Source organism: Amycolatopsis sp. NPDC005003 (assembly GCF_053600695.1).
The window spans coordinates 86,497-106,472 of record NZ_JBSGAI010000039.1; the positions used below are offsets into that span (position 1 = coordinate 86,497).

Consider the following 19,976-nt stretch of genomic DNA (forward strand, 5'->3'; position numbering starts at 1 on the left):
CGGGCCAGTGAATCGGCACGCAGCGGAAAGTCACCCCGCTGCTCCATCCGGGCTAGCCCGCGCCCCTGGACGGATGGCGGGTTCCGCCCGCCGCACGCGAATCCGGAGCGGGCCCCGTGCGGACCACACCACCCGCACCACACCGCCCGGACCACACCGTCCGGATCGCTCCGAACAGGACGGTCAGCGGGCGAAGGCGTTGAGGAAGCGGTCGCGGAAGGAGTCCATCTTCCAGATCGGCGCCTGCGCGCCCGGGTGCAGGCCGTCCTGCCAGCCCCAGCCGGCGATCCGGTCGAGGACCTTCGGGTCCTTGGCCACGATGGTGATCGGCACGTCGTGGACCGCGCCCTGCGGGGTGACCACCGGCGGCTGGTGGTCACCGAGGAACACCAGCACCAGGTTGTCGTCGCCGTACTGCTTGACGAAGGAGACCACCGTCCTCAGCGAGTAGTCCGTCGCGTCGCGGTAGGCCTCGCGGATCTTCTCCGGGTCCTTCCAGACCGACTCCGGCGCTTCGCCCGCCGCGGGCTGCGGGTTGAAGACCGAGCCGTCGCCGACCTCGTTCCAGTCGACCAGCCACGGCCGCGGCGACCAGGGCGCGTGGCTGGAGACGAGGTCGACCTCCGCCATCACCGGGCGCTGCGGCGTCGCGTTCGCGAGTTCCTTGCGCTGCAGCATCGAGAGCGAGAACTGGTCGGGCATGGTGGCGTAGGCGTAGCCCGGCCCGTGGTACCCGATGGACCGGGCGTCGTAGTAGGCGTCCGGGTGGTAGAACTTCTGCCCCTCCGGCCAGTCCTTGGTGTGCGCGGGCACGTCCCAGACCGTCCGCCAGCCCGCCCGCTGGAACGCCCCGCCGAGGGTCAGCCGGTCGCTGGCCAGCAGGTCGTTGTACCGCTGCTGGTTGTCGGTCCACATCCCCGACTGCACGGTCGAGTGCGCCAGCCAGCTGCCGCCGCCGAACGTCGAGGAGGACAGGAACGCGCTCTTCGCGCCGATGCCCGCCGCGCGCAGCTCGGCGGTGCCCGCGTCGAGCGTCGGCCCGATCTTCGCCCCGATGACCGGGTCGTCGAGCGCGATCCGCCCGTAGCTCTCCACGAAGGTCAGCACGACGTTCTTGCCGCGCAATCCGTTCAGCAGCTGGGCGCCCGGGGTGGCCCGGAACGCGTCTTCGGCGGCCACCTCGCCGAACGGCCGCTGGTCCCGCAGGTCGGCGCCGACCTGGCGCAGGTCGCCGTAGGCCAGCGCGGCGGCGCTTTGGGCGGCGACCGGCTGCCCCGGCGCGAGCTCGACGCCGAACACCGAGGAGACGATCCAGACCACGGAGAGGACGGCCACGACCCGGGTCGCGGCGGTCCGCCGCCCGGCGGCGATCCGGCTCAGCCGCAGCATCGCCAGCACCATGAGCGCCACCACGGCCACGGCGAGCAGGCCGGCGCCGACCAGCGCGGCGATCGTGGCCGCGTTCCCGATCTGCCCGGCGAGGAACTCGACGCCGGCGTGGAAGAAGCTCCAGTCGTAGACCGGGTCGAACGGCTTCTCCAGCGTCGCGAGGAAGCCGGTGTCGAGGGCCTTCATCAGGGTGAGCAGCCCGAGCCCCAGCCCGACCAGCACGGCGGTGACGCGGCGCGCCGGTGGCGGCAGGACCAGCAGGAACGCCGCGACGACGAGCCCCTCGACCGGCACCCGCACGAGCGCCCCGACGGAGAACGAGCTGAGGTCGTCGGGGGCGAGGAGCCCGAACAGCACGAGCAGCGCGGCCAGCCCGGTCAGCACCCGGCTCGCGACGACGTGGCGCCGCAGTCCGGGCCGGGGCAGCCCGAAGTCGGGCAGCGCCGTGCCCGCGACCGGGGTGCGGCGGACGCGCCGCACCAGCGGCAGACCGGTGTTTCCAACCATGGCGAGCCTCACGTCGTGGTGCACGGTGGTGACCGCGGCCCGTGCGGCCGGGCGGCGGTCGTCACCGGATATACGGGCCACGGCGGCGCGAGGTTCAAGCACCCCCGGGAATCGCCGCTACCCGCCGCCGATCTTCCCAAACCCCCGCACACCGCCTTTCACCCGCCGGAACACCCGAAATCCCCGGCACAGGGGAAGGAGCGTTGCGGGCCCGCGCCGCCGGTGTTCTCCTCGGGGTGTCCGAAGATCGACTGTCCGAACGAAAGGGCCGCGATGAACCTGTTCGACAAGGCCAAGGAAGCGCTCGGGAAACACCCGGACCAGGCCGACCAGGGCGTCGACAAGGCAGCCGAGGCCGCCAAGCAGCGCTTCGGCCAGCACGCCGACAAGATCGACCAGGGCTCGGAGAAGGCCAAGGAGTTCCTGCGCAAGCAGGGCGGCGGCGGGCAGGACGCGCCGCCGCAGTGAGCCACCGCGGGTGATTCCCAGCCGTCCGGGGGAAGCACGCTTCGCCGCCCCCGCGGCTGGGTACCACCGGCTCCGTGGTCGCCACCTACCTGGTCCCCGTCCGGACCGCGCTGCTCCTGTTCCCGCTCGTCGCGCTGGCCGTGATGCTGCCGGCCGCCTTCGTCAGCTACCGCCGGCGCGGCCGCGCCGGCGGGTGGCCGACGTTCGTCTTCTACGCGTTCCTGTTCTACCTGCTGGCGATCGCCACGCAGACGGTGCTGCCGCTGCCGGCCGACCCGGCGTACTGCGCCGGCCACACCTACGCCAGTTCCCCGCAGCTGCGGCCGTTCTACTTCGTCGAAGTGGTTTCGCAACGGGCCCGCGGCCACTGGGGCCCCGGTGCGCTGCTGCACAACCCCGCGGTCTGGACCACCGCGCTCAACGTCGTGATGCTGGCCCCGCTGGGGTTCTACGTCCGCTACGCCCAGCGGATGCGGCTGCTGCCCGCCACGCTGATCGGCTTCGGCGTGTCGCTGTTCTTCGAGCTGACGCAGCTGACCGGCCTGTGGTTCGTCTACCCCTGCCCGTACCGGCTCTTCAGTGTCGACGACCTGATCCTCAACACCGCGGGCGTCGTCGCGGGCTGGCTGCTGGCCGGCCCGCTCGGCCGCCTCCTCCCCTCGCCGGAGCCCGAGCACGACCGGCGCCGCTACGCCGCGAAGGTCACCTTCACCCGGCGGCTGTTCGCGCTGGCCACCGACCTGCTCGGGTTCGCCGCCCTGCTCGGGTTCCTCTTCGGCCTGCTGACGCTCTTCGGCGAGGACCTGCGCCACCGCGGCACGCCGATCGTCATCCTCGCCCTCGTCTGGTTCGTGGTGCTGCCCGCCGTCACCGGGTCGACGCCCGGCAAGCGGGCGATGCTGCTTCGGGTGACCCGCCGCGGCGGACGGCGGGCCGGGCCGGTCGCGCTGCTGGTCCGCAACGGCGTCCTGCTCTCCCCGCTGTGGCTCGGCTGGCTGCTGCTGGACCTGGACCGCTGGGACCTGGGCCACCACCCCGAGCAGCTGCTCCTGCCGGTCGGGCTGGCCGCGTCGGTGTTCGTCGTCGGGGTCTGGACCCCGTTGGCGGTGCTGCTCGACGACGAGCACCGGGCGCCCTACGAACGGCTGACGCGCACCGTGAACACCGCGGTCGTGCCGCCGCCGGCCGGGGAGCCGGTGCCGGTGCCCGCCCCGCCGGAGAAGGTCCTTAAAGGACGGTGAGGGGCACCGCGCTGCCCCTGGTCGACAGCGCTGGTAGATTGCGTCCGGAACGGGTTGAGCCGCCAGCCCGGGTCCGCCCGTCCCCATCCTGGAGTTCCGATGACCACCGACGCAGTGCGGCCCCGGCAGCGGCACTCGGGTGACGGCTGGTCGCTCGAAGCGCACGATTCCGGCGACCTGGGCGTCTACACCCTGCGCGGTGAGTTCGACTTCGCGGCCTCGGCGAAGCTGGCGGAGCTGCTCCCCGCCGCGCCCGGCGCCGCGCGGATCGTCATGGACATGGCCGAGGTCGAGTACTGCGACTCCAGCTGCCTGCAGGTCCTGCTGCGGCTGGCCCGCGGGCTGCGCGCCGCGGGCGGCCGGTTCGCCGTGGTGTCGGCCGCCCCGGCCGTCACGCGGCCCATCGCCCTGCTCGGCCTCGGCGACGTCATGCCCGTGCACCCCGCTCGCGAAGCGGTCGAGGCCGCCTGGGGTGTGGCATGACGACCTCGGACACCCGTGTCGGCGGGCCCGGTTCCGGGCATGAAGAAGGGGAGGGCCTCACGACGGGGGCCGGCACGGCGAAGGAGGCGGACGTGAAACTCCGATCTGTCCGGCACGAACTCGGCATCTCCCCCGAGCTCTCCGAACTGGCGCGGGTCCGGACGGTCCTGCGCGGCTTCCCGGCGCACTTCGTCGGCACGGCGGTGATGGTGGTCGACGAGCTGACGTCGAACGCACTGCGCCACGGCCGCGCGCCCTACCACGTCCGCCTCCTGCCCGGCGCCGCCAGACTGCGGATCGAGGTCGACGACAGCGGGGGCGAGAACGCCCGCCGCCGGGCGCCGTCCGACCACGGCGGGCGCGGGCTCCTGCTGGTCGAACGCTGCGCGGCGGCCTGGGGCCAGCTGCGCCGGCCCAGCGGCAAGACCCTGTGGGCCGAGCTGGCCACCGACCCGGATCCGGCGGGCGCCCGTGGCTGATCCGGCGCACACCGCGCCCGCCGTCGCGATCGACGCCACCGCGGGCTGGGCTGCCGCACCGGCCGCGGCCGTGGTGATCGACGGTTCCGGGACGATCCGCGCGCTCAACGACGCCGCCCACCTGCTGTTCCCGGCCGCCGTCGCCGGCCGCGCGGCGGCCGGGGCGGTCCCGGACTGGCTCGCGGAGGCCCACGTACACGGCTCGGCCGAGGTCGTCCGCGGCGAGGTCGGAGCGCGCGCCTTCGCCGCGCACCCGGTCCCGCACGGCGAGGCCGTGACCTGGTGGCTGCTCGACGAGACCGACACCCGCTCGGCGCGCGAGGCACTGGAACGCGAGCAGGAGCGGACCACGTTCCTCAGCGACGCGTCCGCCGCGCTGCTCGGCTCGCTCAACCTGGACCGCTGCATGGAGGTGGCCGCCCGGCTGGCCGCGCAGCACCTCGCCGACGCCGCACTCGTCCTGGCCCCCACGGCCGGCACGAGCTTCCCGGCCGTCACCTGCGTGCGCGGTGGCGAACCGGCCCGGGCCCGGCTGGACATCGACCCGGACGAGCTGCCCGGGCTCGGCGAAGCGCTGCAGGGCTTCCCGCCGGTGCCCTCGCGCTGGCTCGACCCCGGCGCGGCGCCGTCCTGGGTGCTGCCGGCGGGGTTCGGGCCGGTCGGCTCGATCGTCGTGACGCCGCTGCCCGGCCACGGCGTCCCCGCCGGCGCCCTGGTTCTGCTGCGCCGCGGCGACCGGGCGTCGTTCACCGACTCCGAAGAGCTCTTCGCCCGGCTGTTCGCGGCGCGCGCGGGCGCGGCCATGTCCGCGGCCCGGGTGTTCGCGCTGCAGGCGTCGATCACCGACACGCTCATGCGCGAGCTGCTGCCGCCGACCCTCGAGCAGCTCGGCGGGGTCGAGTTCGCCGGCCGCTACCGCCCGGCCCGCGACGGCGAGCGGATCGGCGGCGACTTCTACGACGTCCACTCGACGACCACCGCCGAGGGCGACGAGTCCCTCGCGGTGCTCGGCGACGTCTGCGGCAAGGGCCTGGACGCGGCCGTGCTGACCGGCAAGATCCGCACCACGCTGCGGGCGCTGCTGCCGATGGCCGACGACCACCACCGGCTGCTCGACCTGCTGAACCGCACCCTCGGTGACAACGCCGACGCCCGGTACGTCACCCTCGTGCTGGCCTCCGCCCGGCGCGAAGGCGCCACGGTCCGGCTCCGCGTGACCTGCGCCGGCCATCCCCCGCCGCTGATCGTGCGGGCCGACGGCCGGGTCGAAGAGGCCGACAGCCGGGGCAGCCTGATCGGCGTGCTGCCCGAGATCACGTCGTCGAGCGCGGACATCACGCTGCACCCCGGCGAGACCTGCCTGCTCTACACCGACGGGATCGTCGAGGCGAAGGGCGGCCCGCTCGGGGACGCCATGTTCGGCGAAGAGCGGCTCAAGCAGGCCGTGGCCGAGTGCGCGAACATGCCGGCCGACGCCGTCGTCGAGCGCGTGCAGATGCTCGCCTCGCAGTGGATCGGGCGCGGCACCCACGACGACATGGCCGTGCTGGCGATCACCGCGCCGCGCGGGCAGCACCTGGCCGCGGTCGGCGGCCACGGACGTGGCCGGTACACCGCATGAGCACCGCCACCCACAGCACCGGGGTCACCGAACACGCCGAACGGCTCTGGGCCGCCGTCACGACCGGCGACGAGTACGCCGCGGGCGACGTCGTGATCCGGGCGCTCGGCGACGGCACCGACCCGGAAAGCGTGCTGCTCGACGTGATCGGCGCGGTGCAGCGGCGGGTCGGCCGCGAATGGGCGGCGAACCGCCTGACCGTCGCCCAGGAGCACGCGGCGACCGCGATCAACGACCGGGTCATCGCCGCCTTCGGCTACGTGCTGAAGCGGCCGGAGCCGCACCTCGGCCGGATCACCGTCGCCTGCGTCGACGGCGAGTGGCACGCGATGCCGGCCCGGCTGCTGTCGGAAGTCCTGCGGTTGCGCGGTTTCCACGTCGACTACCTCGGCGCCCAGGTGCCGGCCCCGCACCTGGTGGCCCACCTGCACCGGACCGGCCCGGACGCGGTGGCGCTGTCCGGCTCGCTGGCGGCCCGGCTGCCGACGGCGCACGCGACGATCACGGCGTGCCAGGCGGCGGCGACCCCGGTGATCGCGGGCGGTGCCGCCTTCGGGCCCGACGGCCGGTACGCCCGGCTGCTGGGCGCCGAAGCGTGGGCCCCGGACGCGCGGGCGGCGGCCGACCGGCTGGCCGTGCCGCTCCCCCGCCCGCAGACCGCCCACCAGCCGCTCGACGACCTGCCCCACCTGGCCGACCAGGAGTACACGCTGGTCACGCGCAGCTCGGGCCGGCTGGTGAAGACGGTGCTGGCGGGCCTGGAGGAGCGGATCCCGGCCATGCGGGCCTACACCGACCTGCAGCGCCAGTACACCGCCGAAGACCTCGCCCACATCGTCGAGTACCTGGCGACCGCCCTCTACGTCGGCGACGGCGAGCTGTTCACCGGGTTCCTGACCTGGACGGCCGGGATCCTGACCGCGCGGGGCGTCCCGGCGGCCTCGCTGGGGCCGGCGCTCGAACTGCTCGAGGGCGAACTGCGCGACTTCCCGCGGGCCACCGGCTTGCTCCGCACCGCACGAACGCACTTGGCGGAGCCGGCCGCCGGATCGGAGCGGCCGGCATGACCTCCGGGCTCACCTGCACCTGGACCGTGACGGACGGCGTCGCCCGGGTGACGATCGACGGCGACCTCGAGTTCGCGACCACCGGCACGCTGCTGCGGCTGGTCACCGAGCGGCTGGCCGGCCACGCGAGCGTCCACGAAGTGCGGCTGGACTGCGCCGAGATCGGCTTCTGCGACTCCTCCGGGCTGTCGGAGCTGATGAAGGTGCTCCGCGTGGCCGCCGACGCGGGCGCCCGGCTGCACCTGGACAACCGGCAGCCCGCCCTGGAGCGGCTGCTCACCCGCACCGGCACGGCCGCCTACCTCACCGGCGAAGCGGCGATTTCGCGGGCCCGGCGGGATTCCTGAGCCGGTCCAGCTCCCACGGGTCGTGGGCGCTGAAGAGCGTCACCGCGTCGCCGTGCCGCCGGACCAGTTCGCGCAGCCGTGCCTGCGTGCCGACGCGCAGGTCGTGGTGGATTTCCGAGCGTGTCTGGACGACGTCGAGGACCGGGTGCGGCTCCGGCTCGGCGGCGAGTTCCCGGTGGTAGTAGTAGGCGTCGCCGCAGTGCAGCAGCCAGCGGGTGCCGTCGGGCACGGCGACCCCGGCGTGGCCCGCGGTGTGGCCGCCGAGTGGCACGAGCCGGATGTCGGCGTCGAGGCCGGTCAGCGGGGCCGAGGCGAAGCCGAACCAGTCGTCACCGGACGGTTCGGCGTAGGTCTCCCACTTCGGGCCGTGCGCCCAGTGCGCGGGCCGGTACCGGAAGCTCGGCGCCTCGGCGAGGGCGGCGTCGAGTTCCGCGGCCAGGACGTGCACCCGGGCGTCCGGGAAGTCCGGCAGGCCGCCGCAGTGGTCGACGTCGAGGTGGGTGACGACGACGTGCCGCACGTCGTCCGGGGCGTAGCCCAGCCCGGCGACCTGCCGGACGGCCGTCTCGGCTTCGGCGAGCAGCGGCTGGGCCATGGCGACCCAGTCGCCGCCCAGGGTGGCCGCGGGATCGCGGACGTCGTCGAGGCCGAGGCCGGTTTCCACGAGCACGAGCCCGTCGTGCCCGGTTTCGATCAGCAGGCAGTGGTTGACGGCGTGCGCGGCCGGCAGCCCCGGGGCGTCGACCTGCCGGACGGAGCCGCAGTTGAGGTGGTGGATCTGCATGCCGCCATCGTCGGACTTGAACTACGCTTCAAGTCAAGGAGGCGTCCATGACCCTGCTCGACATCGCCGAAGTCGCCGAAAGGTCCGGCCTGGCCGCGTCGGCCCTGCGCTTCTACGAGAAGCGCGGCCTGATCGAACCGGCGGGCCGCAACGGCCTGCGCCGCACCTACGACCCGGACGTCCTGCGGCGGCTCGATCTGGTGGCGTGCGCCCGCGGGGCGGGCTTCACGATCGCCGAGATCGCCCGGTTCCTGGTGGCGACCCCGAGCGACGCGGCGTTGCGCGAGCGGATGGCGCAGAAGGCGGCGGAGCTCGAGGAGACGATCGACCGGCTCACGAGGATGCGCGACAGCCTGCGGCACGCGGCCACCTGCGACCACGTGCCGCTGGTGGACTGCCCGGACTTCAAGGCGACCATCGCCTAGGGAGTGGGGATGGCCGGGCACACGGTGCCCCTGGCGGGCAGCTCCAGGTCGTCGAGGTAGGCCTGGATCCGGCCGGCCGCGCACCGGGACGACAGGAACGCGATGTGCGCGTTGCCCGCGTACTTAAGGAGCACACCCCCCTGGATCTGCGCCGACACCCTGGCGACGTTCCCGTAGGGCGACCACGGGTTGCCCTCGGCGCCGACGATCAGGATCGGCGGCGCGCCCCGGACGATCGCCGGCCGGGGCGGGTTCGTGCCCGCCGTGCGCCGGCCGACGCAGCCGCTCAGCGCGTCCCAGGCCTGGGACGCGCCGCGGGTGTGCGGGGCCAGCGCGGCCACGATCGGCCGGGCCGCGAGCAGGTCGGCCGCCGACGCCGGGTAGTCCCCGCACATCCCGGCCCGCAGCGGGTTCCACAGGTCGCGGAAGCCCCACGAGTAGCGGTAGACGAAGGCGAACGCCGGGCTCGCGCCCCGGCTCGCCTGCTGGATGGCGGTCGCCAGGTCGGCCCAGCCCATGCCGCCGCCAGGGAGGGTCAGGTCGCCGATTTCCAGCAGCTGCTCGGTGAGGAACGCCAGGTCGTCGCCGCGCACCGCGACCGTCGTCTGCTGCGGTTCCGGGCGGCCCGGCTCGGGCGGCAGGTCGAGCCGGACCGGGTGCCGGTCGGCTTCGCGCAGCAGGGTGTCGTAGACCGCGGCCACGTCCTGGCCGTGGAGGGCACAGTTCGCCGATCCGTGGCACCACGCGACGAACCGGGCGAACTCACGCTCCACTGTGGACGCGTACTCCGCGGCCCGGACGACCACCGGGACACTGTGGTCGAGCGGGCTGTCCATCGCCATGGCCCGGACGCGGTGCGGGAACAGGTGCGCGTACGCCTGCCCCGGGCCGGTGTAGCCGTAGAAGAAGAAACTGGCCCGCTCTTCACCCAAGGCGGCCCGGACCGCGTCGAGGTCCTTGGCCTGGGTCACGGCGTCCAGGTGGCCGGGCAGCGGGCCGGCGCAACTCGCCTCGTACGCCCGGTTGTGCCGGATCAGCGCGTCGACCGCGGCCGCCGAGGCGTTCACGGCGGGGTCGTGCGCCGGCAGGCCGCAGTCGATCGCGTCGGACCGGAACGGCGCGGGTTGCCGGCCGTTGAACGGGTGCACCCCGCCGCCGCGCGGGTCCACGCCGATGAGGTCGAAGTCGCGCAGCAGGTCGGGGAACATCGCGAACACCCCGGCGCGGACGTCGGTCAGCAGGAAGTCGAACCCCACGCCCGGCGCCATGAACAGCACGCCCTTGCGGTGCACCGGGTCGGCCTGGTGCCGGTTGAACGCCAGCGTGATCTCCGGCCCGCCCGGCCGGTCCCAGTCCAGCGGGACGGCGATCTTCGTGCATTCCGCGCCCACCCCGCAGGGCACCCAGTCAAGGCGTTCCGGCGCGGCCGAGGCGGGCCGGGCGACGACGGCCAGGAGCAGGACGACGAGTGCCGCGATTCTCCCCCACACATTTCCCCCCGTGAGATGTTTGGTTACTAAGACTCTTATCACGGGGATGTGAGTGCTGTCGACCGCGCCGGTCGGCAGCGCACGGTGCGAGACCGCCGGCCTACGCCTCCTGGCGGGCCGGCTTCGACGGCCACCAGATGCGCCGCCCGACGTCGATGGTCAACGCCGGGACCAGCAACGACCGCACCAGCAGGGTGTCCAGGAGCACCCCGAACGCCACGATGAACGCGATCTGCGCCAGGAACAGGATCGGGATCACCGCCAGCGCCGAGAACGTCGCCGCCAGCACCACGCCGGCCGAGGTGATCACCCCGCCCGTCAGGGACAGCCCGCGCAACGTCCCGTCGCGGGTTCCCCGCGTCAGGGCCTCCTCCCGCACCCGGGTCATCAGGAAGATGTTGTAGTCGATCCCCAGTGCCACCAGGAACACGAACCCGAACAGCGGCACCACCGGGTCCGCGCCGGGGAAGCCGAAGACGTGGTTGAACACCAGCGCCGACACGCCCATCGTCGCGGCGAACGAAAGCACCACCGTCGCGATCAACAGCAGCGGTGCCAGCAGTGACCGCAGCAGCAACGCCAGCACCAGGAAGATCACCAGCAGCACGATCGGGATGATCAGCGCCCGGTCGCGCTTCGACGTCTGCTGCGTGTCCAGCTGGATCGCGGTCGGGCCGCCCACCTTGGCGTGCGCCTCCGGGACCGCGTGGACGGCGTCGCGCAGGCGGCCGACCGTCGCGACCGCCGCCTCCGAGTCCGCCGGGTCCGTCAGCACCGACAGGATCTGGACGCGGCCGCCGACCACCTTGGGGCGGCCGTCGGTGCCCGGCAACGGGAACGACTGCGCCACTCCGTCCATTGTGGACGCCGTCAGGACGGCGGGCAGCGCGCCGGCGTCGGCGATCGTGATCGCGGGTGCGCCGAGGCCGCCCGGGAAGTGCTTGCCCAGGATGTCCTGCCCGGTCCCGGATTCGACCTCGGTCAGGAACACGGCCGACTGGGCGGTGCCGGACGCCTTGAGCTGCGGCAGGAACGCGACGCCGATGCCGAGCACCAGCGCCGTCACCACCCAGACCGTGCGCGGGCGGCGGCCGACCAGGCGCGCGACGCGGCCCCAGATCCCCGACGTTTCCGGGTGGGCCGAACCGAGCGCGGGCTTGAACGGCCAGAACGCGCCGCGGCCGCACAGGGCCAGCGCGGCCGGCAGGAACGTGGTGGACGCCAGCAGGGCGGCGCCGATGCCGATCGCCGCCACCGGGCCGAGGCCCTTGTTCGAGTTGAGGTCGCTGAACAGCAGGCACAGCACGCCGAGCACGACGGTGCCCGCCGACGCCGCGATCGGTTCCAGCGTCGCGCGCCAGGCGAGTTTCAGCGCGTCGAACCGGCTCGGCGTGTCGCGCAGCTGCTCGCGGAACCGCGCGACCAGCAGGAGCGCGTAGTCGGTCGCCGCGCCGAACACGAGGATCGAGAGGATGCCCTGGCTCTGGCCGTTGAGCGCGAGGACGTCGTGCTTCGCCAGCAGGTAGACGACGAGACTGGCGAGCCCGAGCGCGAACACCGCCGACAGCAGCACCAGGAACGGCAGCAGCGGGCTGCGGTAGACGGCGACGAGGATCAGCGCGACCACGCCACCGGCGACGAGCAGCAGGATGCCGTCGATGCCGCCGAACGCCTTGACCAGGTCGGCGATCTGCCCGGCCGGCCCGGTGACGAGCACGGTGAGCCCGGCCGGGGCGCCGCCGAGGCGCGCCCGGACCTCCTTGACGACGTCGGCGGGGTTGCCGTCGGCGAGGATCGGCACGGCGAGCTGCGCGGCCTGGTCGTCGCGCGGCGCCTGCTCGGGCCGGCCGAGCGGGCCGGCCACCCCGGGCACGCGGCCCAGCTCCTGGGCCTTGGCGTCGAGGAACCGCCGGTCTTCCTCGGTCAGGCCGCTGGTGCGCTCGGCGACGACGGTGGCGGGCAGGACCTGGCGCGGGGTGAACGCCTTCTGCTCGTCGGCGACCTCGGTGGCTTCGGCCGAGCGCGGCAGGAAGGCGGCGTTGTCGTTCTTCGAGACCTCGCTGAGCTTGCCGGCGAACGGGCCGCCGAACCCGCCGAGGCCCAGCCAGGCGATCACCAGGAGGGCCGGGATCAGCCAGCGGAGGCGGCGCGGGGAGTCGTTCATGGTCGCTAAGGTCCTTTCGAGGGCGGACACGCCCAATTGTTCAGCAAGCTGAACAATTTGCACGACGACACGGAGTGACGGTGAGCACAACCCCCGAACCCGACCTGAGCACGTGGCCGACCGGACGGCTGCTGGCCGTGGCCGCGCGGCTGGTGGAGCAGCGCTGGGTCGCCGTGCTCGACGGCATGGGCCTCACCCACGCGGGCCTGATCGCGCTGCACACCCTGCGCGACGGGCCGCTCCCCCAGCGGACCCTGGCCCAGCGCTGCCAGGTGACCGACCAGACGATGAGCCGCACGCTCGACCGGCTGGCCAAGGCGGGGTTCGTCAGCCGGGCCGCGGACCCGGCCGACGGGCGCCGCCAGCTGACCCGGCTGACCACCCGCGGCCGGGAGGCACACGAGCAGGCGGTGCGCGCCGAACCCGCGCTGCTCGGCGGCCTGGGCGACGACGACGCCTTCCGCACCGGCCTGCTGCACCTCATCACCCGGCTGTCCACGGGCGATTGAGAGGGCGCGGCGGTGGGTAGATCCTGTTACATGTGGATCGCGGTGAGCACCCCAGTGGCCGTCCTGATCGCTACCGTCCTGATGGAGCGGTTCGAACGCCGGTGCCGTCTGGTGCCCAGCCCGGAAAGCGAACGCGGTCCGGCCCGGAGCTGACGCCGAACGATTGATCCGTGTTCAACGGATTCCCGGCCACCGCGGGCACGGCAAAACCCGCTCACCGGCGAGGGGTTCCGGTGAGCGGGCGCCGCGACAAAGACCGCCCGAATTCAGCAGGTCTGCCACGCGAAGTGGTAAATCGTGTCCACGCTCGCGTGTTCGGAATCCATTTCGATGAAACTGCCGCCCGACGAGGAACCCGCGTCCGCCCGCAGTTCCGCATTGATGTTCAGGTTGCGGCTCTCCCCGCACGGTGCGAACACCAGCTCGGCCACGTCGGTGGCGTCGGTGGCCCGCCACACGCCGTGGAAGGGGCCGGGGAACGTGTGCCGCACGCGAGCGGTCGGCGCCGTGCCGGTGAAGTAGTAGTTGGCCTGCTCGAGCGCGCTCGCGCCGCTCTCGATGTGCGCGAAGCCGCGGTACTCCGCCGCCGCGATCGCGTACGTGAACCCTTGCGGCACATGGACGAGCACGTTGATCTGGCAGTTCTTCCTGGCTTCGAGCGCGGACGCGCCGCCGCCCGCCTTCGCGGTGAAGTTCGTGTAGTGCACCGTGAACGAGGTGTTGTCGGAGGCGACGTCGGCCGACGCGGTGGCCGTGCCCGCCGGGCAGCCGGAGCCGTTGATCGTCTTGATGTCGAGCGTGATCCTTTCGCTCGGCGCCGACGCCGCCGCGGAATCGACGGGAGCGACGAGGGTGGACAGAATCATTGCGCCTACGACCGACATACCGAGCATGACGCTCCTCCAAATGGGCCACGGTGCCGAGGTGGTGATGATGATCGCGCGCGGGAAGGATCGTAGCGCGATCGCAACCTTTTCGACGGCCACTGAACGGAGTAACACGACAGGCGCGTTGCACGGGAAATCCATTTCCCGCTAATTCACCTTTCCCGGGGCTCGATATTCGCGGAATCGAAGGTCAAGACGCCTGGTTCAGACCACTGACGCGAAGGGACCGCGGCGGCGTGCAGCCGCCGAGCAGCGCTTCGGCGTCCAGCGTCGCCGCCCCGCTCCCCCGTTCCGCGAACCGCCGCGCCACCAGCGCGCCCGGCTCCTCGACCGGATCCACGCGGCCGGACAGGAACGCCCACTCGTGCTCGTCGGAGCCGAAGTACAGCACCCCGCCGAACACCTCGCGGAACCGCCGCCAGGCCGCCCGGAGCGTCTCGTTGCGCCACAGCGTCGGGCAGCCCGCCTGGCAGGTCACCACCCCGCCCGGCGCCAGCAGGCGCGCACAGCGGGCGAGGAAATCCGGGCCGTACAAGCGATTGTGCTGCGCGTCCGGGTCGGTGTTCTCGTCCGGCAGGTCGATCACGACCACGTCGTAGCGCTCGCCACGGCCTTCGGCGTCGGCGAGGAAGGCCCAGCCGTCCGCATAGGACACCCGGACCGGCCCGGCCCCGCGCTCGGCCCGGGCCAGGTCCGCCGGGGTGTAGCCGTAGGGCAGGTGCTCGGCGCAGGCGCGCACGGCCCGCTCGTCGATGTCGACGTGGTCGACCAGCGTGGCCCCCGCGGCGACCGCCAGCTCGCTCGCGACCCCCTCGCTCGACCCGATGACGAGCACCCGCCGCACCCGTTCGGCCAGCAGCAGGGCGGGCACCATCAGCGCTTCGTGGTACACCAGCTGGCTGGCTTCGGTGCTCTGGCGCTCGCCGTCGCAGAACAGCGAAACGCCCTGGGCCGTCGTCCCGATCAGCACCTCCTGGTACGGCGTGCGCTCGTGGAACCGCACGTCGGAGACCTCCCAGACGCGGGTGAGGCCGTCGCCGACCGGTTCGTGGATCAGCGGCATCAGCGTTCTCCCCGGTGAAGGACCGACAGGTGGACCGGCGCGGCGTCGAGGGCCTTGGCCAGCAGCCGCAGCGCGTGTTCGGGATCGGCGCGTTCCCCGCAGGTGAACACGTCGGCGAAGAGCGACCCGTGTTCCGGGTAGGTGTGCACCGACGCGTGCGACTCGGCCAGCAGCGCGATCACCGTGGCGCCCTGCGGCGCGAACCGCTGCGCCACGACGTCGAGCACCGTCGCGCCCGCCTCGGTCACCGCGGCCCGCAGCAGCTCACCGAGGCGCACCGGGTCGTCGAGCAGACCCGGGTCGACACCGTGCAGCTCGGCGAGCACGTGCCGCCCGGTGAACCGGCCGACCTCAGGCATCCCCCCACCTCCCGAGGCAGTAGGTGCGCAGCGGCTCGATCCCGTTGAACCCCACCGACGCGTAGCTCGCGGTGTAGGCGCCGGTGCCCGGCAGGTCGAGCCGGTCGCCGCCGCGCAGCGACACCGGCAGCCGGTACGGCGTCCGCTGGTAGAGCACGTCGTCGCCGTCGCAGGTCGGGCCGGCGAGCACCACCTGGCCGTCCGGGCCGTCGTGCGCGCCCACCGGCTCGAACCGGTAGGCGATCGCTTCGTTCTCGGCTTCGGCCAGCCCGTTGTAGCGGCCGATGTCGAGGTACACCCAGCGCCGGTCGTCCCGCTGCGCGACCAGGACGACCTCGGTCCGCAGCAGGCCGGCGTCCGCGACGAGCACCCGCCCGGGCTCGAGCAGCAGCTCCGGCCGGTCCTCGGGGAACGACGTGCCGAGAGCGGCCGCGATCGTCGTCGCGTACGTCGCCAAGGACGGCACGGCCGTGCGGTGCGCGGTCGCGAAGCCGCCCCCGAGGTTGAGCCGGGTCATCCCGACGCCGTGCGCCGCGGCCTCGGCGAACAGCTTCGCCGCCGTGGCGATGCCGATCTCCCAGGCGGAAAGGTCCGGCTGCTGCGAGCCGACGTGGAAGGCGAGGCCGGGCCGCAGGCCCAGCGCGGCCGCGTGGAGCACCAGGTCGAGCGCTTCGGCCGGGGCGCAGCCGAACTTCCGGCCGAACGGCGTCGCCGAGTCCGGCGCGTCGAGCACGACGCGGATCGACACCGCCGAACCCGGCGCGTACCGGCCCAGGTGCTCGACGTCGGCGGGGGCGTCCGAAGTGAACTCCCGGACGCCGCGCCCGAAGGCGAAGGCGATGTCCCGCGGTTTCTTGATCGGGTTGCCGTAGGCGATGTCCTCCGGGCGGGCGCCGCGGCCGAGGCACAGCCCGAGTTCGGCCGGCCCGGCGACGTCGAAGCCGATCCCGGCCGCCACCAGCGCGTCGAGCACCGGCGGCGCCGGGTTGGCCTTGACCGCGTACCGGATCAGCGCGCCGGGGAACGCCGCGCCGAACTCACGCGCCCGGGCAGCGACGACGTCGGTGTCGACGACCAGGCACGGCGTCGGCGGGTCGCGCTCCTCGAGGAAGCGGCGGATCCGGGTGTAGTCGGCGCGCACAGGCGCCAGTGTCGCAAACGGGGGTCAGGCGAACCGCCACAGGTGGTCCGGGGTGCCGTTGTCGTCCCACTGGGTCACCTGGGCACCGTCCGCCGTGGACTGCTGGTCGACCGCCATGACCTTGCCGCTGCGGACGTTGACCAGCTTCGACCAGCCACCCCCGGCGTCGACGATCCGCCAGTTGTGGTCCGGCGTGCCGTTGTCGCGGTACTGCTGGACGTGGGCACCGTTGTCGAGGCTCTGGTCGTGCACGGCGAGGACCTTGCCGCTGTTGCGGTTGACGATCCGGACCGTGCCGTCGCCGTTGTCCACGACGGCCCAGAGGTGGTCGGCGGTGCCGTTGTCCGACCACTGCGTCACCTCGGCCATGTCGGCCAGCGACATGTTCGAGACGGCCAGCACCTTGCCCGAACGCTGGTTCTGCAGCTTCCGCCAGACGGTCGCCGACGCGGCGGGGCGGGTCAGCAGCGCCAGGTAACCGCCGGCGACCGGCCGGGCCTGGAAGCCGCGCTGGGTGGCGTCGGCGACGACGTACCAGTCGCTGAACGGCACGCGCTGCGGCGTGGTGTTCGCGTAGCTGTAGACGCCTTCGACCAGGGTGGTGCGGATGTTCGGCTGGTCGGCGAGCCAGGCCGCGGTCCACAGCTCCCAGTCGGCCTTCGTGTAGTTGTTGCGCGGGTCGAGCAGGACGCCGTGGGCGCCGGCGCGGGCCTGGTACCAGGCCGCTTCCTGCGCCGCCACACCGAGCGGGACCAGGTCGAGGCCGAGCACTTTGTCGGCGAAGCCGTTGTACTTCAGGCTCCACGTGCCGGGCTGGTCGTAGGCGAGACGCAGGTGCTGGCCGTCTTCGGCGAGCGTCACCCACTGGCTGACGTAGCTGCGCGAGGTCGAGCGGTACCGCTGGGCGTCGGCCGTGTTGCCGGTCGCGGTGGCGATGATGCCCATCGCGCCGACGCCGATGATCCCCTTGAGGGCGAGGTTGGCGCTGTGGGCGATGAACCCGGTGAAGTCGTCGGTCTGATTCTGGAACCCGGGGTCGAGGGTGTTGGCGACCAGGTACTCCGCCCACTGCCGCAGGATCCGGTAGTGGGCGGTCGCGAAGGCGACGGCGTCGGTCTGCGGCAGCCGCTGCACCAGCGCGGCCGCCATGATCAGCAGGTTGGCCGACTCCTCGACCGGCATGCTTTCCTCGTTGCCGTCGTTGTGCCCGGTCGCGTCCGGGTAGTGGGTGCCGAGGTCGTGCTCGGCGAACGGCATCGGCCAGCCGCCGCGCTCGGCGTAGTCGAGCAGCGGCTCCACCAGCAGCCGCAGGTAAGCGGGAGAAAGGTAGAGGTAGGCCGGGAACGCCGGGTAGGTGACGTCCACTGTGGACATGTTGCCGTTGGAGGAGATCTCCTTGAGGAACGCCCAGGGCGCGCCGCCCCGGTCGACCAGCTCGGTGCCGCCGAACGCCTGGCGCAGCGCGAGCGCGCAGATCCCGGCGTAGTGCTCACCGGTGCTGCCGCCCCCGGCCGCGGCGACGGCGTCGTCGTGCAGGCGCTGGTCGATCGACGTGGCGGCGGCGAGTGCGGCGGCGTAGTCGTTCGCGAACCACACCGCCATGTCCGGCCAGCTGCTCCAGTAGTGCGTCCACCAGGGACGGAGCTCGGTGCCGAGGTAGCGGACCGCGGGGGTGCGGACGTGCCCGATGGCGAGGGTGAAGGGGGCCGCGCTGCCGCCGGCCGGGATCGTGCCGAGGTTCTTGTTGAAGGCCAGCACCGGCCAGCGGTCGTCGATGGCGCGGGGTTGCGCGGTGTCGCTGGTGTTGTTCAGGGTGCCCTGGTTCGCCGAGGCGGCGCGCACGACGGTGTCCTGCCCGATCTGCCAGGTGGTCCCCGACGCCGGCGCGGCCAGGACGAGCGAACCCCAGCTCGCCTGGTCGCCGTTCTCCTGCAGGACGCCGGGCGTGGCCGGGGTGCAGCTGAGCAGCGTGTAGCCGCCGGTTTGCTGCTGCGTCCAGGTGACCGGGGTGGCGGTGTTGCCGTGCACCCATTCCGCGGAGGTGTCGAAGTGCAGGTCGACGGCGTGCGCGCGGCCGTCGGCGCTGGCGGCCTGGATGGTGACGTACCCGAAGGGGACGCACTGGCGCTGCAGGTTCGCCGGGTCGACCGGTGAGAAGAAGGTGACGGTGAGGTTCACGCCGCCGCCGGTGAGGACGTAGGTCGAGCGGGTGCCGGTGACCTGCAGGCTGAGCTGCGTCATCGGGGTCGCCGCCGGGCTGCCGGGCGCGCCGGCGAAGAGGTACGCGGCGCCGTCGATGCGCGCGAGGCCGCAGAGGGCGGTGATGTGGCCGGTCCAGAAGCTCGACCAGGTGCCGGCCAGGTTGTCGGCGGGCTGCCAGGTGGAGAGGTAGGGCGAGCGGACGATCAGCGGCGTGGCGGGCGGCCGGATCGGGCTGAAGGTCCCGGCGGCGGCGGTCCCGGGCAGCCAGAGCGCAGCGGCGACGGCGGCGGCCGTCCCCCCGGCGAGGCGGAGCAGATCGCGGCGGGTGAGGTGCGCGGATTCTCGAGTGCGGCTGCGGTTTCCGGAGGACATCGGTGGCCCCTTTCCCCGGCGGACGGAGCCGGGCAGGGACTTTTTTACATCGTTGGTACAACGTTGTAAATCCGCCGATGGTTGGTGTGCGGCGTGGGTGCGGACCAGTGGAGCCGCAGGTCCGGTGCGGTTTTCGGGCGAGCGAGCCGCGGGCGGGCGGTCTGGCGGTCCTGGTCGGGCTGGTCCTGGTGGAGCGGTCCTGACCGGGTGGGCCGGTCGGCCGGGCCGGGCAGGTTGGTCCGGTCAGGGAGCCGGTCGGGCGGGTCCTGGCCGGGCGGTCCGGTCCCGCCGGTCCGGGGCGGCCGGGCCGGTCAGGCTCGTCCTGATCGGGCGGGCCGGCCCCCGCCGGTCCGGGTCGGCCGGGCCAGGCAGGCTGGTCCGGGTCAGGCGGTCCGGCCCGGCCGGTCCGAGGGCGGCCACACGTACGGCAGGTCCGGCGGCACCCCCGGGAACCGCGGGCCGTAGTGGTCCGGGTCCTTCCGCACCAGCGCCGACTGGTGGCTGCGGTGGAGCGCTTCGTCGCCCAGCCATGGCGGCACGTCACCCGCCGCGGTGAGGTCGGCCTGCGTCCGGACCTCGGCGCTGCTCACCGATCGGGTGAACTCCTCCCCCAGTTTCACCGCGCACGTGTCGGCCGCGCCGAGTTCGCACCACACCGCGCAGACCTCGAGGCCGTAGCGCGTCAACGCCTCCTCGTACCCCGTCCACATCTTGGCCGCCGGGTGGTGGCGCCAGCCGTAGCCGGGGACCACGAGCGCGCGCAGCACCTGGAGCGCCTCGACGCGCTGCTTGCCGAGGCGGCGGCGGTCGAGCGTGCGGGCGCTGGCGGTGAAGCCGGGACACGGCAGGAACGTCTGCATCCGGGCCGGGTACCCGGCATCCGGTCGCGTCTGCGCGTGGCGCTCGCCTACGAGTGCGCGGCGCACGGCTTCCCCATGCCCCGCCTGACGATCGAACCCGGCCGCGCGCTCGTCGGGC

The 19,976-nt window shown here is 73.3% G+C and carries 19 protein-coding genes; 9 read left to right on the plus strand and 10 right to left on the minus strand.

All coding sequences use genetic code 11. From position 1 onward, the window contains the following. Positions 1-183: 183 nt before the first annotated feature. The gene (locus tag ACWED2_RS35645; protein ID WP_449694920.1) at positions 184-1,896 is read right to left on the minus strand and encodes a sulfatase; all 1,713 of its coding nucleotides are present in this window, start codon (positions 1,894-1,896) and stop codon (positions 184-186) included. A gap of 273 nt (positions 1,897-2,169) precedes the next feature. Here ACWED2_RS35645 and ACWED2_RS35650 point away from each other — a divergent pair, with 273 nt between their 5' ends. From ACWED2_RS35650 to ACWED2_RS35680, 7 genes are all read left to right on the plus strand, one after another. Then, positions 2,170-2,364: an antitoxin gene (locus ACWED2_RS35650; protein ID WP_449694921.1), complete on the plus strand. Its 195-nt coding sequence runs from the start codon at positions 2,170-2,172 to the stop codon at positions 2,362-2,364. A gap of 74 nt (positions 2,365-2,438) precedes the next feature. Further along, positions 2,439-3,605: a VanZ family protein gene (locus ACWED2_RS35655; RefSeq protein WP_449694922.1), complete on the plus strand. Its 1,167-nt coding sequence runs from the start codon at positions 2,439-2,441 to the stop codon at positions 3,603-3,605. A gap of 99 nt (positions 3,606-3,704) precedes the next feature. Continuing rightward, positions 3,705-4,088: an STAS domain-containing protein gene (locus ACWED2_RS35660; protein ID WP_449694923.1), complete on the plus strand. Its 384-nt coding sequence runs from the start codon at positions 3,705-3,707 to the stop codon at positions 4,086-4,088. Positions 4,089-4,180: 92 nt separating this feature from the next. Further along, complete coding sequence (locus ACWED2_RS35665; protein WP_449694924.1) at positions 4,181-4,567, plus strand: ATP-binding protein; 387 nt, start codon at positions 4,181-4,183, stop codon at positions 4,565-4,567. Then, positions 4,560-6,188 carry a PP2C family protein-serine/threonine phosphatase gene (locus ACWED2_RS35670; RefSeq protein ID WP_449694925.1) on the plus strand — a complete coding sequence of 543 codons (1,629 nt, stop codon included), beginning with the start codon at positions 4,560-4,562 and terminating at the stop codon, positions 6,186-6,188. The genes ACWED2_RS35665 and ACWED2_RS35670 overlap by 8 nt, the downstream gene beginning before the upstream one ends. Beyond that, entirely contained in the window at positions 6,185-7,255 is a 1,071-nt protein-coding gene (locus ACWED2_RS35675; protein WP_449694926.1) for a cobalamin B12-binding domain-containing protein, read from the plus strand. The genes ACWED2_RS35670 and ACWED2_RS35675 overlap by 4 nt, the downstream gene beginning before the upstream one ends. Then, positions 7,252-7,602 carry an STAS domain-containing protein gene (locus ACWED2_RS35680; RefSeq protein ID WP_449694927.1) on the plus strand — a complete coding sequence of 117 codons (351 nt, stop codon included), beginning with the start codon at positions 7,252-7,254 and terminating at the stop codon, positions 7,600-7,602. Before ACWED2_RS35675 ends, ACWED2_RS35680 begins: the two co-directional genes overlap by 4 nt. Here the strand turns inward: ACWED2_RS35680 and ACWED2_RS35685 are convergent. Further along, a complete protein-coding gene (locus tag ACWED2_RS35685; protein WP_449694928.1) occupies positions 7,559-8,386 on the minus strand; it encodes an MBL fold metallo-hydrolase in 828 nt (275 codons plus the stop codon). The genes ACWED2_RS35680 and ACWED2_RS35685 overlap by 44 nt on opposite strands. Positions 8,387-8,433: 47 nt before the next feature. On the opposite strand from ACWED2_RS35685, the gene ACWED2_RS35690 reads away from it, so the two are divergent. After that, positions 8,434-8,811 (plus strand): MerR family transcriptional regulator, encoded by a 378-nt coding sequence (locus ACWED2_RS35690; protein WP_449694929.1) that lies wholly within the window; start codon positions 8,434-8,436, stop codon positions 8,809-8,811. Here ACWED2_RS35690 and ACWED2_RS35695 read toward each other — a convergent pair. Then, positions 8,808-10,301 carry an alpha/beta hydrolase gene (locus tag ACWED2_RS35695; RefSeq protein WP_449694930.1) on the minus strand — a complete coding sequence of 498 codons (1,494 nt, stop codon included), beginning with the start codon at positions 10,299-10,301 and terminating at the stop codon, positions 8,808-8,810. The two genes, ACWED2_RS35690 and ACWED2_RS35695, sit on opposite strands and share 4 nt — an antisense overlap. A 100-nt stretch (positions 10,302-10,401) precedes the next feature. Then, positions 10,402-12,465, minus strand: a complete 2,064-nt coding sequence (locus tag ACWED2_RS35700; RefSeq protein WP_449694931.1) for an MMPL family transporter — start codon at positions 12,463-12,465, stop codon at positions 10,402-10,404. A gap of 74 nt (positions 12,466-12,539) precedes the next feature. Here ACWED2_RS35700 and ACWED2_RS35705 point away from each other — a divergent pair, with 74 nt between their 5' ends. Further along, a complete protein-coding gene (locus ACWED2_RS35705) occupies positions 12,540-12,974 on the plus strand; it encodes a MarR family winged helix-turn-helix transcriptional regulator (protein ID WP_449694932.1) in 435 nt (144 codons plus the stop codon). A 266-nt stretch (positions 12,975-13,240) separates the two neighbouring features. On the opposite strand, the gene ACWED2_RS35710 is transcribed toward ACWED2_RS35705, so the two are convergent. From ACWED2_RS35710 to ACWED2_RS35735, 6 genes are all read right to left on the minus strand, one after another. After that, entirely contained in the window at positions 13,241-13,867 is a 627-nt protein-coding gene (locus ACWED2_RS35710; RefSeq protein WP_449694939.1) for a DUF4360 domain-containing protein, read from the minus strand. 184 nt (positions 13,868-14,051) lie between these two features. Next, positions 14,052-14,924 carry a spermidine synthase gene (locus ACWED2_RS35715; RefSeq protein ID WP_449694933.1) on the minus strand — a complete coding sequence of 291 codons (873 nt, stop codon included), beginning with the start codon at positions 14,922-14,924 and terminating at the stop codon, positions 14,052-14,054. Next, complete coding sequence (speD, locus tag ACWED2_RS35720) at positions 14,924-15,283, minus strand: adenosylmethionine decarboxylase (protein ID WP_449694934.1); 360 nt, start codon at positions 15,281-15,283, stop codon at positions 14,924-14,926. Before speD ends, ACWED2_RS35715 begins: the two co-directional genes overlap by 1 nt. Further along, positions 15,276-16,424: a type III PLP-dependent enzyme gene (locus tag ACWED2_RS35725; protein ID WP_449694935.1), complete on the minus strand. Its 1,149-nt coding sequence runs from the start codon at positions 16,422-16,424 to the stop codon at positions 15,276-15,278. Before ACWED2_RS35725 ends, speD begins: the two co-directional genes overlap by 8 nt. 24 nt (positions 16,425-16,448) lie before the next feature. Then, positions 16,449-18,998: a glutaminase domain-containing protein gene (locus ACWED2_RS35730; RefSeq protein ID WP_449694936.1), complete on the minus strand. Its 2,550-nt coding sequence runs from the start codon at positions 18,996-18,998 to the stop codon at positions 16,449-16,451. A 383-nt stretch (positions 18,999-19,381) separates the two neighbouring features. Next, positions 19,382-19,858: an MSMEG_6728 family protein gene (locus ACWED2_RS35735; protein WP_449694940.1), complete on the minus strand. Its 477-nt coding sequence runs from the start codon at positions 19,856-19,858 to the stop codon at positions 19,382-19,384. Positions 19,859-19,976: the final 118 nt, after the last annotated feature.

What these genes read in the sequence shown, in the direction of transcription:
- ACWED2_RS35645 (WP_449694920.1), bottom strand. Translation starts at nt 1,896, where the DNA reads ATGGTTGGAAACACCGGTCTGCCGCTGGTGCGGCGCGTCCGCCGCACC.
- ACWED2_RS35650 (WP_449694921.1), top strand. Translation starts at nt 2,170, where the DNA reads ATGAACCTGTTCGACAAGGCCAAGGAAGCGCTCGGGAAACACCCGGAC.
- ACWED2_RS35660 (WP_449694923.1), top strand. Translation starts at nt 3,705, where the DNA reads ATGACCACCGACGCAGTGCGGCCCCGGCAGCGGCACTCGGGTGACGGC.
- ACWED2_RS35675 (WP_449694926.1), top strand. Translation starts at nt 6,185, where the DNA reads ATGAGCACCGCCACCCACAGCACCGGGGTCACCGAACACGCCGAACGG.
- ACWED2_RS35680 (WP_449694927.1), top strand. Translation starts at nt 7,252, where the DNA reads ATGACCTCCGGGCTCACCTGCACCTGGACCGTGACGGACGGCGTCGCC.
- ACWED2_RS35685 (WP_449694928.1), bottom strand. Translation starts at nt 8,386, where the DNA reads ATGCAGATCCACCACCTCAACTGCGGCTCCGTCCGGCAGGTCGACGCC.
- ACWED2_RS35690 (WP_449694929.1), top strand. Translation starts at nt 8,434, where the DNA reads ATGACCCTGCTCGACATCGCCGAAGTCGCCGAAAGGTCCGGCCTGGCC.
- ACWED2_RS35700 (WP_449694931.1), bottom strand. Translation starts at nt 12,465, where the DNA reads ATGAACGACTCCCCGCGCCGCCTCCGCTGGCTGATCCCGGCCCTCCTG.
- ACWED2_RS35710 (WP_449694939.1), bottom strand. Translation starts at nt 13,867, where the DNA reads ATGCTCGGTATGTCGGTCGTAGGCGCAATGATTCTGTCCACCCTCGTC.
- ACWED2_RS35715 (WP_449694933.1), bottom strand. Translation starts at nt 14,924, where the DNA reads ATGCCGCTGATCCACGAACCGGTCGGCGACGGCCTCACCCGCGTCTGG.
- speD (WP_449694934.1), bottom strand. Translation starts at nt 15,283, where the DNA reads ATGCCTGAGGTCGGCCGGTTCACCGGGCGGCACGTGCTCGCCGAGCTG.
- ACWED2_RS35730 (WP_449694936.1), bottom strand. Translation starts at nt 18,998, where the DNA reads ATGTCCTCCGGAAACCGCAGCCGCACTCGAGAATCCGCGCACCTCACC.
- ACWED2_RS35735 (WP_449694940.1), bottom strand. Translation starts at nt 19,858, where the DNA reads ATGCAGACGTTCCTGCCGTGTCCCGGCTTCACCGCCAGCGCCCGCACG.